Origin of the sequence: Pseudocitrobacter faecalis, assembly GCF_965231525.1 — a bacterium.
Classification (GTDB): domain Bacteria; phylum Pseudomonadota; class Gammaproteobacteria; order Enterobacterales; family Enterobacteriaceae; genus Pseudocitrobacter; species Pseudocitrobacter faecalis.
The window spans coordinates 3,322,394-3,337,194 of record NZ_CBDDNJ010000002.1 but is presented as its reverse complement, the minus strand read 5'-3'; the positions used below and the strand labels follow the sequence as shown (position 1 = coordinate 3,337,194).

The window sequence follows — 14,801 nt, the reverse complement described above, 5'->3', positions numbered from 1 at the left end:
TTGCAGTTCTTTAGCGGCAATGGAGAAATCCTGTCAGCCGTTTTCAAATCTTTACCGCGTGGCCGGGATAATGGTGAACGGTTTAACCGGACAAACCACTGGCTTATCCTGCCAGGCTGCCACAGGAAGTGATAATAATGAGAACACGAACACAACATGAACCCTGGCTGTTGGCGCTGCTCAGCGTCGCCCGCCACTATCGCCTCGATTTTTCCGAAGAGAACGTTCGCGTTGCGGTGAATCAGGGCCACAATCATTCAGCGCGCGAAATACAGGAAGATATCGCGCGCCAGTTGGGGCTGGGGCTACGTTACACGCCGCCCGACCTGACGCTTATTGACCCCTGGCGACTGCCGCTGATTGCCGTGCTCGACAATGACGCCGTTGCGGTGATCTCGCGCATGGACGGCGAAGGCAATTTTATCCTGCTGATGAGCGGCGACGGCGAGCAGCAAACGGTGGTCAACCGCGACGAGCTGGCTTCCCGCCTGACGTCGCTGGCCGTGGCGAGGCCGCAGGATACCATTCCTGACGTGCGCGTCGATGAGTACATCAAACCCTATAAGAAAAACTGGTTCTGGCAGCTGGCGCTGAAAGACTGGCGTCGTTATAGCGATATTATGCTGGCCGCGCTGGTGGCTAACGTACTGGCGCTGAGCGGCATGATTTTTTCGATGCAGGTGTATGATCGCGTGGTGCCCTCTCAGTCAGAAGCTACCTTGTGGGTACTGTTTGGCGGCGTGATGCTGGCGATTACCTTTGAATTCACCATGCGTATGATTCGAGTTCATATTTCCGATATCGTTGGGAAAAGAGCTGACTTGCGCATCTCGGATCGCGTCTTTGCGCGCGCTTTGCGCCTGAAAAATAACGCCCGTTCCAAATCGACCGGGACGTTTATTTCCCAGTTGCGTGAACTGGAATCGGTGCGAGAACTGATCACCTCTACCACCATCAGTACGGTCAGTGATATCCCATTCTTCCTGTTGTTTGTCTTCATTTTGTGGATGATTGGCGGCCCGCTGGTCTTCGTGGTGCTGCTCGCGATTCCGCTGTTGCTCATCCCCGGCATGTTGATCCAGAGGCCGCTGTCGAAACTGGCTAACGACGGTATGCGCGAAAGTGCGATCCGCAACGCCACGCTGGTGGAGGCGGTGCAGGGCATTGAAGATATCAAACTGCTGCGCGCCGAACGCCGCTTCCAGAATCAGTGGAACAACAGTAACGATGTTGCCGCGTCTATCAGCATGAAGCAGCGCTGGCTCACGGGGTTATTGATGACCTGGACGCAGGAGGTGCAGTCGATTGTTTATGCAGTGGTGCTGCTGGTGGGCTGCTATCTGGTGATGAACGGCGATATGACCACCGGTGCGCTGGTGGGAACGTCGATTCTGGCCTCGCGCACTATCGCGCCGCTGGCGCAAATCTCTGGTGTCTTATCGCGCTGGCAGGCAGCGAAAGTGGCGCGCAAAAGCCTTGATGAATTGATGAAGCGCCCAGTGGATCAGCCGGAGCCGCGCGAGCGCGTGCATCGTACCAATCTGAACGGTAACTACCTGCTTGAAAATGTGGGTTTTTACTACGATGAAGAGGAAAAAGTTAACGTCCTGTCGATACCGAAGCTCGAGATTAAAGCCGGTGAGAAAGTGGCGATTCTTGGCCGCAACGGCTCGGGTAAAAGTACGCTGCTGCAACTCTTAGCCGGGATGCAGGATCCGCAGACAGGCACGGTTCAACTTGATGATATCAGCCTGCCGTTGCTGGATGTTGCCGATGTGCGGCGTGACATGGCGTTTCTCAGCCAGAATGCGCGTCTCTTTTTCGGCTCGGTGCGGGAAAACATCACCATGGGCAGGCCGCTGGCCTCTGATGACGATATCCAACGCGCGCTGGCCATGAGCGGGGCGCTGGAGTTTGTACGTCAGCAGAAAAATGGCCTCAACTATCAAATTCTGGAAGGGGGATTTGGCCTCTCGGGTGGACAGCGTCAGGCGCTGCTGCTGGCGCGCATGCTGATTACGCAGCCGAATATTGTGCTGATGGATGAGCCAACGGCCTGGCTGGATGAAATTAGCGAACAGCGTTTGATTGGGCATCTTGAGCAATGGATTGGCCGTCGCACGCTGGTGATTGCCACCCATCGCCTGGCGATCCTCCATCTGGTCGATCGCATTATCGTGCTGGATAAGGGTAAAGTGGTTATGGATGGCCCGCGCGATGTCATTCTTAAGCAGCAACGTCCCGCTGAGGCGGCAAAACCGGCACAGACCGTTCGGCGTGCCACATTGAATCGCTCGGCGGCGGACAGCAGCAAGGAGGAGACGGTATGAGACGCGAAGATCTCTATGATGGACACTTCAATGAGCCTCCCTTGCCGCGCGCGACGATTGTCGCCTGGGCGCTGGCTCTGCTGCTGGCGCTTTTTGTGGTCTGGGCCTGGTTTTTTGAACTCGACGAGGTGACGACCGGTAGCGGCACCGTGGTGCCTTCCTCCCGCGAACAGATTATTCAGTCGCTGGAAGGCGGCATTTTAACGCGCCTGAGTGTGAAAGAGGGCGATATCGTTGAACGTGGGCAGGTGCTGGCACAGCTCGACCGTACCAAAACGGAGTCCGGCGTGCAGGAGAGTATTTCTCGCTACAACGCTGCGCTGGCGCGCGCCGCGCGGTTGAATGCGGAAGTCAACGATACCCCCCTGACCTTCCCGGAAGAGTTGCAGCATTATTCTTCGTTGATCGCGCAGGAAACGCGTCTGTATGAATCACGTCGCAGCAGTTTAACAGAAGGCATTAAGGGGCTGCGTGAGGGCATCGTGCTGGTCGATCGCGAACTGGCGATGACCCAACCGTTAGTGCGCAAAGGGGCGGCCAGTGATGTGGAAGTGCTGCGTCTGCAACGGCAAAAAAACGATCTTAACAGCCGTATCACCGAAATGAACACGCAATATTATGTTCGGGCGCGTGAGGAATTATCGAAAACGGAGGAGGAAATTGCGGCTCAGCGATCCGTCATTCGTGGACGTACCGATTCTCTCGATCGTCTGGAATTTACTGCGCCGGTCACTGGTATTGTAAAAGATATCGAAGTGACCACCGTGGGCGGCGTCATCCCACCGAATGGCAAATTAATGAGTATGGTACCGCTTGACGATCAGATGCTGATTGAAGCGCATATTTCACCGCGGGATGTCGCATTTATCCATCCCGGCCAGGAAGCGTTGGTAAAAATTACCGCTTATGATTATTCCATTTATGGAGGGCTGAGTGGTGAAGTTGTCATGATATCGCCCGATACGATTCAGGATGATGTGAAGCGCGATGTTTACTATTACCGCGTTTATATTCGCACTGACCACAACTTTGTTGAGAATAAAAATGGCCATAAATCCCCCATTTTTCCGGGCATGATTGCGACGGTGGATATCCGCACCGGCAGTAAAACGGTACTCGATTATTTGATTAAACCGTTTAATAAAGTGCAGGAAGCGTTACGCGAGCGGTGACGGTTCCCTCACCCTAACCCTCTCCCTGAGCGTGTGCCAATGGTTAAATTAGCGCGGTTTTCTCCCTCTCCCTGAGGGAGAGGGCCGGGGTGAGGGGGAAAGCTCATAAACCCACTCCCTCTCCCAACTCCCCACTAATCCCTCTGTTTTTTATTTTCAGCCTGATAATACCACCCGAAATTATATTCTATAAATATTCATGTTTACCGTTTGTGTACTATTTTAGTGCATGATCATTTTACGTTAATAAAATGTTTTATCAGGATTGTCTAATTTCGAATTCATACATCAAATAAGCCAACTTGATCCTGTTTTTACATTTTGTTACATGTGCCCGCTGTCCATTTCTGAATATTTCAATAACGTATGAATCGCTTCACAAAGAAGCACGTATGAATAGTCAATTTGCACCGTTCATACTCTTAAAACTAAATATAATGATGGTGGCTTAATATGAAAAAAATTCTCGCAGTCGTTATTCCTGCCATTCTGGCCGCAGGCGCAGCACACGCAGCAGAAATCTATAACAAAGACGGAAATAAACTCGATTTATATGGCAAGGTTGATGCTCGCCATATTTTCTCTGACGACAAAGGTGCCGATGGCGATAACACCTATGTTCGTTTCGGTTTCAAAGGGGAAACGCAGATCAATGACCAACTGACCGGTTACGGCCAGTGGGAATACAACATTCAGGGCAACAAAACCGAAGACGGTGCGGACACCGCAACCCGTCTGGCGTTTGCCGGCCTGAACGCAGGCGAATACGGCAGCTTCGACTATGGTCGTAACTACGGCGTTATCTACGACGTAGAAGCCTGGACCGATATGCTGCCGGTGTTCGGCGGGGACTCCTACACCCAGACCGACGGCTTCATGACCGGTCGTGCGAACGGCCTCGCGACCTACCGTAACACCGGCTTCTTCGGCCTGGTTGATGGCCTGAACTTTGCTATCCAGTACCAGGGCAAGAACGGTGGCAGCGGTGAAACCAACAATGGTCGCGATAACGTGCTGAAGCAGAACGGCGAAGGTTGGGGCGGTTCCGTATCCTACGAATTTGCTGAAGGCTTCGCGGCTTCCGCGGCGTACTCCGGTTCTAAGCGTACCGACCAGCAGCAGACACGTACTCAAAACACCGCAGAAAACGCAGAAGCCTGGGCGGGTGGTCTGAAATATGACGCGAACAACCTGTACCTGGCGGCGACCTATGCGGAAACCCGTAACATGACCGGCGTAAGCTATAAGGATGCTGCAAACACTGACCTGACTGCTGTGTTCGACAAAACCAAAAACATCGAACTGGTTGCTCAGTATCAGTTTGATTTCGGTCTGCGTCCATCCATCGCCTATTTGCAGTCTCGCGGCGACCATAATGGCTCTGGCGATATGGATATCGTGAAATATATCGAAGTGGGCGCGAACTACTACTTCAATAAAAACATGGCTGTCTATGCAGATTATAAAATCAACCTGCTCGACAGCGATAATGCCGATGTTCAGCGCTTTGGTCTGAATACAGATAATCAGGTCGGTATCGGCGCTGTTTACCAGTTCTGATTAGCCTGAATACGCCAGCATTGACGCTGGCGTAAGCTTTACAACCCTCAATGCCTGTTATTTGCCGGATGACATTATGTTATTCGGCAAATAATTTTTAGCCTTTTTCCTGCTGTCCTTATCTCTGTCATTCCTTTATTATTGCGCGTCGAAAAAGTGCGCAGCGCAGGAAAGAGTGAGATTTTGCTGAAGACCATCCCATTATCGTTAACCCTTCTGATGGGCATGTTCCTGACAGGCTGTCACTCCTCGCTTTCCAGCAATCCCGTTGACACGCTGGATAACAATACTTCACTACACACGCTCTGCGACGCCCCCCTCGACCGCCAAATAGCGCAACTTTCCCGCAATCATTTTGCTCGCCAGCGTTCCACCGCGCTGGTGATCGGCGTGATTTCACATAATCAGCCGCCACAACTCTTCAGCTATGGTTTTACGGATTCCGATAGACGCGTGCCGGTTACCGGCGATACGCTTTTCGCTTTAGGGTCGGTGACTAAAGGCGTGACCGCCGAAATTGCCGCCCTACAGGTGCAGAGAAATAAGCTGACGTGGCATTCGACGCTCCACGAATTATTGCCTTCTGCGAAAGAGCTGAGTCCGGACGCGCAAAAGATTACCGTCGAGCAACTTGCCAGCCATACGGCGGGTTTGCCAAGACAGGCTTTTGATTTACCGATGCTGGGTAAACTGGTGCGCTATGTTTTTACCGGTGAACAGTTTTACGATGACCTGGATCGCGGTGAGTATCAGGATTATCTCAGCACCTTCCGCGCGCCGGATAACGTTCAGGTGAATTATTCCAATCTGGGTTACGCCATTTTAGACAGTGCGCTTGAGCAAAGCGCCTCGCGAACGATTCCCGAAATGGCACAGCAGGATATATTCATCCCGCTAAAAATGTTGCACACGGGCTACGTGCCGGAAACACTCCCCGGCTATATTCTGCGTGCGCGTGGTCAGGCGGGCGACCAGCCAAAGTTTATTGCCCGTGGCGAAGTGGTACCGGAGTGGCGCTTCAGCCATGATATGGTCGGCGCCGCGTCGCTATGGTCAACAGGAAACGATCTGCTGCGTTATTTGCAGGCGCATCTCTCCGGCTCCGGTGACACCCAACTGGATCACGCTTTTGCCGATGCCATGACACTTCGCCGCTTCCAGAGTGATGACAATGCCGCGGCCCTGGGCTGGCTCGGCTATTCCGCCTATGGTCAAACGCTGCTTTACCAATCCGGTTTTATTGGGGGGTACAGCAGTTATATCGGCCTGGATAAACGCCACGACAACGCCATCGTGGTACTGCAAAACAGTTTTAACTGGCAGAACGATATTGGTCATCGCCTGTTGTTGCGCATGGCGGTCGCCAGCGATCATCCCCGGATCTGCGCGGCGCAGTAACCCGCGAGCCCGCTTGTTGCTGCTACGTGTGTCGCGAAATGGTCATATCGCGCGCGATTGACCCATGACAAGGCGGCGCTGTTCCTCTGCTCCGTATAATCAGGCCTGTTTGCTCACTGATGGTATGAAAAATGGCTTATCAACTTAACCTTAACTGGCCGGAGTTTCTTGAGAAATACTGGCAGAAAAAACCTGTTGTACTGAAGAAAGCGTTCGCTGACTTTGTTGATCCGATCACCCCGGATGAACTGGCTGGCCTGGCGATGGAACCCGAAGTCGACAGTCGACTGGTAAGCCATGCCAACGGAAAATGGCAGGCGAGCAATGGCCCGTTTGAGCATTTCGATGGCTTAGGTGAGACGGGCTGGTCGCTGCTGGCGCAGGCGGTGAACCACTGGCACGAACCATCGGCGGAGCTGGTGCGCCCGTTCCGTGTCCTGCCGGACTGGCGTCTGGACGATTTAATGATCTCCTTCTCCGTGCCGGGTGGCGGCGTGGGCCCGCATATCGATCAGTATGATGTGTTTATTATTCAGGGCATGGGCAGCCGCCGCTGGCGCGTGGGTGACAAACTGCCGATGCGCCAGTTCTGTCCGCATCCGGCTTTGCTGCATGTCGATCCGTTTGAACCGATCATCGATGAAGATCTGGAGCCGGGCGATATCCTTTATATTCCGCCGGGATTCCCGCACGACGGTTTCACCCACGAAACGGCGCTGAACTATTCCGTTGGCTTCCGTGGGCCTAACGGACGCGATCTGATCAGCAGCTTTGCTGATTACGCGCTGGAAAACGATCTCGGCAGCGAACACTACAGCGATCCGGATCTGACCGTGCGCGATCACGCAGGGCGCATTGAAGAGTATGAACTTGAGCGCCTGCGCGGAATGATGATCGAGATGATCAGCAAGCCGGACGATTTTAAGCAGTGGTTCGGAAGCTTTGTCACCACGCCGCGCCATGAGCTGGATATCGCCCCGGCAGAGCCGCCTTACGCGCCGCAGGAAGTGGTAGACGCGCTGATGGACGGAGAAACGCTGGTGCGTTTGAACGGACTGCGTGTGCTGAGCGTGAACGGCAGCGTTTTCGTTAACAGTGAGCCGCTGGATGTCAGTGACGCGGCGGCGGCTGATGCGCTCTCCCGTTATACGACGCTTGGCAAAGCTGAGCTGGGCGAGGCGTTAACTAACCCGGTGTTCGCTGATGAGCTGACGGCGTTGATTAATCAGGGATATTGGTTCTTCGACGAGTAGTGCGCTTTTCCCCCTCACCCTAACCCTCTCCCTCAAGGGAGAGGGGACAGATTGTGCACATTGGTAAATTCAGTGCATGTTTTCCCCCTCTCCCTGTGGGAGAGGGCCGGGGTGAGGGCATCAGCGCGCACGTTTTCCCCCTCACCCTAACCCTCTCCCTCAAGGGAGAGGGGATTGATTGTGCACGTTGTTAAGTGCTGCGCCGGATTTCTCCCTCTCCCCGTGGGAGAGGGCCGGGGTGAGGGCATCGGCGCGCACATTTCCCCCTCACCCTAACCCTCTCCCTCAAGGGAGAGGGGACTGATTGTGCACGTTGTTAAGTGCTGCGCTGGTTTTCTCCCTCTATCTGTGGGAGAGGGCCGGGGTGAGGGCATCGGTGCGCACATTTCCCCCTCACCCTAACCCTCTCCCTCAAGGGAGAGGGGACTGATTGTGCACGTTGCTAAGTGCTGCGCCGGTTTTCTCCCTCTCCCTGTGGGAGAGGGCCGGGGTGAGGGCATCGGTGCGCACATTTCCCCCTCACCCTAACCCTCTCCCTCAAGGGAGAGGGGACCGATTGTGCATGTTGCTAAGTGTTGCGCCGGTTTTCTCCCTCTCCCTGTGGGAGAGGGCCGGGGTGAGGGCATCGGTGCGCACATTTCCCCCTCGCTCTAACCCTCTCCCTCAAGGGAGAGGGGACCGATTGTGCACGTTGCTAAGTGCTGCGCCGGTTTTCTCCCTCTCTCTGTGGGAGAGGGGACCGATTGTGCACATTGCTAAGTGCTGCGCCGGTTTTCTCCCTCTCCCTGTGGGAGAGGGCCGGGGTGAGGGCATCGGCGCGCACATTTCCCCCATTTTGCATTTCCCCACCATACGCGGTATAACAACACCTTCATCTGGATGTTTAGATGTCCATACGTTTAGAAGGTCATAATGCAAACAACACAACAACAAGGTGGGCAACTCAAGCGCACCATGAAAACGCGTCACCTGATAATGCTGTCGCTGGGTGGTGTCATTGGCACAGGGCTATTTTTCAACACCGGCTATATCATCTCGACCACCGGCGCGGCGGGAACATTACTGGCCTATCTGATTGGTGCGCTGGTCGTCTGGCTGGTGATGCAGTGCCTCGGCGAACTCTCCGTTGCAATGCCGGAAACCGGGGCATTTCATGTTTACGCCTCCCGCTATCTCGGCCCGGCAACCGGGTATGCTGTCGCCTGGCTTTACTGGCTTACCTGGACAGTCGCGCTCGGTTCCAGCTTCACCGCCGCCGGATTCTGTATGCAATACTGGTTCCCGCAGGTACCCATTTGGGTGTGGTGCCTGGTGTTCTGCGTGCTGATTTACGGCCTGAACGTTATCTCTACGCGCTTCTTTGCCGAAGGTGAATTCTGGTTCTCGCTGATCAAAGTGATCACCATTATTGCTTTCATTATTCTCGGCGGTGCAGCCATCTTTGGTTTTATCCCGATGCAGGACGGTTCACCGGCGCCAGGGTTGCATAACATTACCGCTGAAGGCTGGTTCCCCCACGGTGGCTTGCCAATCCTGATGACCATGGTGGCGGTGAACTTCGCCTTCTCAGGTACTGAACTCATTGGCATTGCCGCCGGGGAAACGGAAAATCCGCACAAGGTTATTCCTGTTGCCATTCGCACCACCATTGCCCGTTTGATTATCTTCTTTATTGGCACCGTTTTTGTGCTGGCGGCGCTGATCCCCATGCAGCAGGCTGGCGTAGAGAAAAGTCCGTTTGTGCTGGTCTTCGAAAAAGTCGGGATTCCGTATGCGGCGGATATCTTTAACTTTGTCATTCTGACGGCGATTCTGTCGGCCGCGAACTCGGGGCTTTATGCCTCCGGGCGCATGCTGTGGTCGCTTTCTAATGAACGCACGTTACCGTACTGTTTTTCTCGCGTGACGAAAAACGGCGTGCCGCTGGTGGCGTTATCGGTGAGTATGCTGGGCGGCGTGCTGGCGCTCTTTTCCAGCATCATTGCGCCGGATACGGTGTTTGTTGCGCTGTCGGCCATTTCCGGGTTTGCCGTTGTTGCGGTGTGGCTTAGCATTTGCGCCTCGCACTTTGTCTTCCGTCGTCGCCATCTGCAGCAGGGCCGGGCGCTGAGCGAATTGCAGTACCGCGCGCCGTGGTACCCGCTGGTGCCGGTGTTGGGCTTTATCCTTTGTCTGGTCGCCTGTGTGGGCCTGGCGTTTGACCCGAGCCAGCGCATCGCGCTTTATTGTGGGTTGCCGTTTGTCGCGCTGTGCTATGGCGCTTATTATCTGACGCGTTCCCGTCAGCCTGTTCAGGAGATCCAACATGCCGCAGAGTAATCCGTTAACCGCCATTCTCGACGCTGAACCGTTCGTATTGCTGGATGGCGCAATGGCCACCGAACTGGAAGGGCGCGGTTGTAACCTGGCCGATAGCCTGTGGTCGGCGAAAGTGTTGATGGAAAATCCGACGCTGATTCGCGATGTGCATCTCGACTATTTCCGTGCCGGGGCGCGGGTGGCGATAACCGCCAGCTATCAGGCGACACCCGCGGGTTTTGCAGCGCGTGGGTTGGATGAAGCACAGTCTCGCGCATTAATTGCCCGTAGCGTTGCACTGGCGCAAGAAGCGCGAGAGCGGTATCTAACGGAAAATCCGCAGGCGGGAACGTTGTTGATTGCTGGCTCGGTTGGGCCATATGGCGCGTATCTGGCCGATGGTTCGGAGTATCGCGGTGATTATCAACGTAGCGCGGAAGAATTTCAGGCATTTCATCGCCCTCGCGTAGACGCGTTGCTGGAGGCCGGGGCCGATCTGCTGGCCTGCGAAACGCTGCCGTCGTTTGCGGAAATCTCGGCGCTGGCGGCATTGCTGGCAGAATATCCCGAAGCCCGTGCCTGGTTCTCTTTCACGCTGCGCGATGCGCAGCATCTGAGCGATGGCACGCCATTGCAGGATGTGGTGGCGGCGCTTTCCCGCTATCCGCAAATTATTGCGCTAGGCATTAACTGTATCGCGCTGGAAAACACCAACGACGCACTCGGCTATCTGCATAGCCTGACACCGCTGCCGCTGGTGGTGTATCCCAATTCCGGCGAGCACTACGATGCGGTGAGTAAAACCTGGCACCATCACGGTGAAGCGTGCGATACCTTAGCGCACCATTTACCGCAATGGCTGGAGGCGGGGGCGAGGCTGATTGGCGGCTGCTGTCGGACGACGCCTGCGGATATTGCGGCATTAGCGGCAGTTCGTGGGCACTGATGCATTCCCCCTCACCCTCAAGGGAGAGGGGCCGATGGTGCCCGCTGATTTTCTCCCTCTCCCTGTGGGAGAGGGCTGGGGTGAGGGGATAATCCACCGCTTTCCCCATTTTCCATCTATCTAATCCCACTTTTTTTCTAAAAACGAAAAGGCATTAACAAGACCTTTTAATTCCTTTATCAAAATTCAACGCCCGGAAATACTGCACCCATAACAAGACACAGAGGGAGCAGACAATGGCTATTTCATCGCGTATTTCACTCTTCGCCGCCGCCGCACTGATCGCATTTCAGGCACAGGCCGTGGACGTTACCATCGCATACCAGACTTCCGCCGAACCGGCGAAAGTCGCGCAGGCGGATGACACTTTCAGCAAACTGAGCGGTGCAAAGCCGGACTGGCGCAAGTTCGACAGTGGTGCGAGTATCGTTCGGGCACTGGCCTCGGGCGACGTACAAATCGGGAATCTTGGCTCCAGCCCGCTCGCGGTCGCGGCCAGCCAGCAGGTGCCTATTGAAGTCTTCCTGCTTGCCTCGCAGCTCGGTAATTCCGAAGCGCTGGTGGTGAAGAAAAATATCACCAAACCAGAAGATTTAATCGGCAAACGCATTGCCGTGCCGTTTATCTCCACCACGCATTACAGCCTGTTGGCTGCGCTGAAGCACTGGGGCATTAAGCCTGGGCAGGTGCAAATTCTCAACCTTCAGCCACCGGCGATTATTGCCGCCTGGCAGCGTGGCGATATTGATGGCGCATACGTCTGGGCCCCGGCGGTTAATGAGCTGGAAAAAGACGGCACCGTGCTGACTGATTCGGAAAAAGTGGGCCAGTGGGGATCGCCAACGCTCGACGTGTGGGTCGTGCGTAAAGACTTTGCTGAGAAGCATCCTGACGTGGTGCGCGCGTTCGCGAAAAGCGCTATTGATGCCCAACGTGCATACATCGACAACCCGGAAGCCTGGCTTAAGCAGCCGGATAACATCAGCAAGCTGGCGCGCTTAAGCGGCGTACCGGAAGCGGATGTACCGGGGTTGGTAAAGGGAAATACCTATCTCACCGCCGACCAGCAGGCAAAAGAGCTGAACGGCCCGGTTAACAAGGCCATTATCGACACCGCCGAATTCCTCAAAGCGCAGGGGAAAGTGCCTGCGGCGGCGACGGATTACAGTCAGTACGTGACCGATCGCTTTGTGAAATAAGGAGTCTGTGATGCTGCAACTTTCTCATCTTTATGCCGATTACGGCGGTAAGCCGGTGCTGGAGGATATCAACCTCACGCTGGACAGCGGTGAACTGTTGGTGGTGCTTGGCCCGTCAGGCTGTGGCAAAACCACGCTGCTGAACCTGATTGCCGGATTTGTACCGTATCAGCAGGGCAGCATCACGCTCGGTGGAAAACGTGTAGACGGGCCGGGCGCAGAGCGCGGTGTGGTCTTCCAGAACGAAGGGCTGCTGCCGTGGCGCAATGTGCAGGACAACATCGCGCTGGGGCTTCAGTTGAGCGGAATGGCGAAGGCCGAACGGCTGGAAATCGCCCGCGAAATGCTGAAGAAAGTCGGGCTGGAAGGGGCGGAAAAACGCTTTGTCTGGCAGCTTTCCGGCGGTCAGCGTCAGCGTGTCGGAATCGCCCGCGCACTGGCGGCAAACCCGCAGTTACTCCTGCTGGATGAACCGTTCGGCGCGCTGGATGCTTTTACCCGCGAACAGATGCAAACCCTGCTGCTGAAACTGTGGAATGACACCGGTAAGCAGATCATGTTGATTACACATGATATTGAAGAAGCGGTCTTTTTAGCGACAGAACTGGTGTTGCTTTCTCCGGGGCCGGGCCGCGTGATGGAGCGCTTGCCCCTCGACTTCGCCCGTCGTTACGTGGCAGGGGAATCCTGCCGCAGCATTAAATCAGACCCGCAGTTTATCGCCATGCGCGAGTACGTACTGAGCCGGGTATTTGAACAACGGGAGGCCTTCTCATGAGCGTCGTTGCCAATGATAAACCGCGCCTGAAAACGGTGAAGTGGCGCTGGCCGCTTTCCCGCCAGATAACGTTAAGCCTGGCGACGCTGCTGGTGCTGTTAACGGTATGGTGGGCGGTGGCCGCCCTTCAGCTTATCAGCCCACTCTTTCTGCCGCCGCCGGGGCAGGTGCTGCAAAAACTGATTGTTATTGCCGGGCCGCAGGGCTTTATGGATGCCACCCTGTGGCAGCACCTTTCGGCGAGCCTGGCGCGTATTCTGGTCGCGTTGCTGGCCGCTGTGCTGATTGGCGTCCCTGTGGGAATTGCAATGGGCCTGAACGCCACGGTGCGCGGTATTCTGGATCCGATTATCGAACTTTACCGCCCGGTGCCGCCGCTGGCCTACTTGCCGCTGATGGTTATCTGGTTCGGTATCGGGGAAACCTCGAAGATCTTGCTGATCTACCTGGCGATTTTCGCCCCGGTCGCTATGTCGGCGCTGGCTGGTGTAAAGAGTGCGCAGCAGGTACGCATTCGCGCTGCGCAGTCGCTGGGCGCCAGCCGTCGCCAGGTGCTGTGGTATGTGATTCTGCCAGGCGCGCTGCCGGAGATCCTCACCGGGCTGCGTATTGGCCTGGGCGTAGGCTGGTCGACGCTGGTTGCGGCTGAACTCATCGCCGCCACGCGCGGATTAGGATTTATGGTGCAATCTGCTGGTGAGTTTTTAGCGACGGATGTCGTGCTGGCAGGCATTGCGGTGATTGCGATTATCGCGTTTGTATTAGAACTGGGGCTGCGCGCATTGCAGCGTCGTCTGACGCCCTGGCATGGAGAAGTGCAATGAGTGAACGCCTGACTGTTACCCCACTGGGGCCGTATATTGGTGCAGAAATTAGCGGTGTGGATTTAACCCGCCCACTGAACGATAACCAGTTCGAACAGCTTTATCATGCAATGCTGCGTCATCAGGTCATTTTCTTGCGTAATCAGGTGATTACCCCTGAACTACAGCGTGACCTCGCATTGCGATTTGGCGATCTGCATATTCACCCGGTATATCCTCACGCGCCTGGCGTGGAGGAAATTATCGTTCTGGATACGCATGACAATAATCCACCGGATAACGATAACTGGCATACCGACGTCACGTTTATCGACACGCCGCCTGCGGGCGCGATCCTGGCGTCGAAAGAACTACCTTCTACCGGCGGTGATACGTTATGGGCAAGCGGTATTGCGGCGTGGGAGGCGCTTTCTGAGCCGTTCCGTAAACTGTTAAGCGGATTGCAGGCAGAGCACGATTTTAAGAAATCGTTCCAGGAATATAAATACCGCAAAACCGAAGAGGAGCATCAGCGCTGGCTGGAAGCAGTGGCCAAACATCCGCCACTGTTGCATCCGGTGGTGCGCACGCATCCGGTAACGGGCAAGCAGGCGCTGTTCGTTAACGAAGGATTTACGACGCGAATTGTGGATGTGTCGGAGAAAGAGAGCGAGGCGCTGCTGAGTTTTCTGTTTGCGCATATCACGAAACCAGAATTTCAGGTGCGCTGGCGCTGGCAGCCAAACGATGTGGCGATTTGGGATAACCGTGTCACGCAGCACTACGCCAATGCCGATTATTTGCCGCAGCGACGGATTATGCACCGGGCAACGATTCTGGGGGATAAGCCGTTTTATCGTGCTTGATGGGGGAAATGTGCGGGCTGATGCCCTCACCCCGGCCCTCTCCCACAGGGAGAGGGGGAAAACCGGCGCAGAACTTAGCAACTGTGCACAATCAGTCCCCTCTCCCTGGAGGGAGAGGGTTAGGGTGAGGGGGAAAAGCCGGCGAAGAACTTAACAACCATGCACAATCACTCCCCTCTCCCTTGAGGGAGAGGGTTA

General features: G+C 55.3%; 11 protein-coding genes. All 11 read left to right on the top strand.

The features are described from left to right. Positions 1 to 137: 137 nt before the first annotated feature. Positions 138 to 2,330, top strand: coding sequence for a type I secretion system permease/ATPase (locus ACOXYR_RS16485; protein ID WP_421356122.1), 2,193 nt, complete (start codon positions 138 to 140; stop codon positions 2,328 to 2,330). Next, positions 2,327 to 3,502 (top strand): beta-barrel domain-containing protein, encoded by a 1,176-nt coding sequence (locus ACOXYR_RS16480; protein WP_108474764.1) that lies wholly within the window; start codon positions 2,327 to 2,329, stop codon positions 3,500 to 3,502. The genes ACOXYR_RS16485 and ACOXYR_RS16480 overlap by 4 nt, the downstream gene beginning before the upstream one ends. 453 nt (positions 3,503 to 3,955) lie before the next feature. After that, positions 3,956 to 5,062, top strand: a complete 1,107-nt coding sequence (ompC, locus tag ACOXYR_RS16475) for a porin OmpC (protein ID WP_350437146.1) — start codon at positions 3,956 to 3,958, stop codon at positions 5,060 to 5,062. Between the two features lie 183 nt (positions 5,063 to 5,245). Beyond that, a complete protein-coding gene (locus ACOXYR_RS16470; RefSeq protein WP_421356121.1) occupies positions 5,246 to 6,460 on the top strand; it encodes a serine hydrolase domain-containing protein in 1,215 nt (404 codons plus the stop codon). A gap of 131 nt (positions 6,461 to 6,591) precedes the next feature. Further along, positions 6,592 to 7,713: a ribosomal protein uL16 3-hydroxylase gene (locus ACOXYR_RS16465; protein WP_108474766.1), complete on the top strand. Its 1,122-nt coding sequence runs from the start codon at positions 6,592 to 6,594 to the stop codon at positions 7,711 to 7,713. A 912-nt stretch (positions 7,714 to 8,625) separates the two neighbouring features. Next, positions 8,626 to 10,032: an S-methylmethionine permease gene (mmuP, locus tag ACOXYR_RS16460; protein WP_421355814.1), complete on the top strand. Its 1,407-nt coding sequence runs from the start codon at positions 8,626 to 8,628 to the stop codon at positions 10,030 to 10,032. Then, entirely contained in the window at positions 10,019 to 10,957 is a 939-nt protein-coding gene (mmuM, locus tag ACOXYR_RS16455) for a homocysteine S-methyltransferase (protein ID WP_421355815.1), read from the top strand. The genes mmuP and mmuM overlap by 14 nt, the downstream gene beginning before the upstream one ends. Before the next feature lie 236 nt (positions 10,958 to 11,193). Next, on the top strand, positions 11,194 to 12,156 hold the full coding sequence (gene tauA, locus ACOXYR_RS16450) for a taurine ABC transporter substrate-binding protein (RefSeq protein ID WP_108474770.1): 963 nt from the start codon (positions 11,194 to 11,196) through the stop codon (positions 12,154 to 12,156). A 10-nt stretch (positions 12,157 to 12,166) separates the two neighbouring features. Beyond that, on the top strand, positions 12,167 to 12,934 hold the full coding sequence (gene tauB, locus ACOXYR_RS16445) for a taurine ABC transporter ATP-binding subunit (RefSeq protein ID WP_421355816.1): 768 nt from the start codon (positions 12,167 to 12,169) through the stop codon (positions 12,932 to 12,934). Further along, on the top strand, positions 12,931 to 13,758 hold the full coding sequence (gene tauC / locus ACOXYR_RS16440; RefSeq protein ID WP_189624253.1) for a taurine ABC transporter permease TauC: 828 nt from the start codon (positions 12,931 to 12,933) through the stop codon (positions 13,756 to 13,758). The genes tauB and tauC overlap by 4 nt, the downstream gene beginning before the upstream one ends. Further along, positions 13,755 to 14,603, top strand: coding sequence for a taurine dioxygenase (tauD, locus tag ACOXYR_RS16435; protein WP_108474773.1), 849 nt, complete (start codon positions 13,755 to 13,757; stop codon positions 14,601 to 14,603). Before tauC ends, tauD begins: the two co-directional genes overlap by 4 nt. The last annotated feature ends 198 nt before the right edge of the window (positions 14,604 to 14,801 follow it).

Bases quoted from the DNA above. Each gene is read 5' to 3' on its own strand.
- ACOXYR_RS16485 (WP_421356122.1), top strand. From the start codon at position 138: ATGAGAACACGAACACAACATGAACCCTGGCTGTTGGCGCTGCTCAGC.
- ACOXYR_RS16480 (WP_108474764.1), top strand. From the start codon at position 2,327: ATGAGACGCGAAGATCTCTATGATGGACACTTCAATGAGCCTCCCTTG.
- ompC (WP_350437146.1), top strand. From the start codon at position 3,956: ATGAAAAAAATTCTCGCAGTCGTTATTCCTGCCATTCTGGCCGCAGGC.
- ACOXYR_RS16465 (WP_108474766.1), top strand. From the start codon at position 6,592: ATGGCTTATCAACTTAACCTTAACTGGCCGGAGTTTCTTGAGAAATAC.
- mmuP (WP_421355814.1), top strand. From the start codon at position 8,626: ATGCAAACAACACAACAACAAGGTGGGCAACTCAAGCGCACCATGAAA.
- mmuM (WP_421355815.1), top strand. From the start codon at position 10,019: ATGCCGCAGAGTAATCCGTTAACCGCCATTCTCGACGCTGAACCGTTC.
- tauA (WP_108474770.1), top strand. From the start codon at position 11,194: ATGGCTATTTCATCGCGTATTTCACTCTTCGCCGCCGCCGCACTGATC.
- tauB (WP_421355816.1), top strand. From the start codon at position 12,167: ATGCTGCAACTTTCTCATCTTTATGCCGATTACGGCGGTAAGCCGGTG.
- tauC (WP_189624253.1), top strand. From the start codon at position 12,931: ATGAGCGTCGTTGCCAATGATAAACCGCGCCTGAAAACGGTGAAGTGG.
- tauD (WP_108474773.1), top strand. From the start codon at position 13,755: ATGAGTGAACGCCTGACTGTTACCCCACTGGGGCCGTATATTGGTGCA.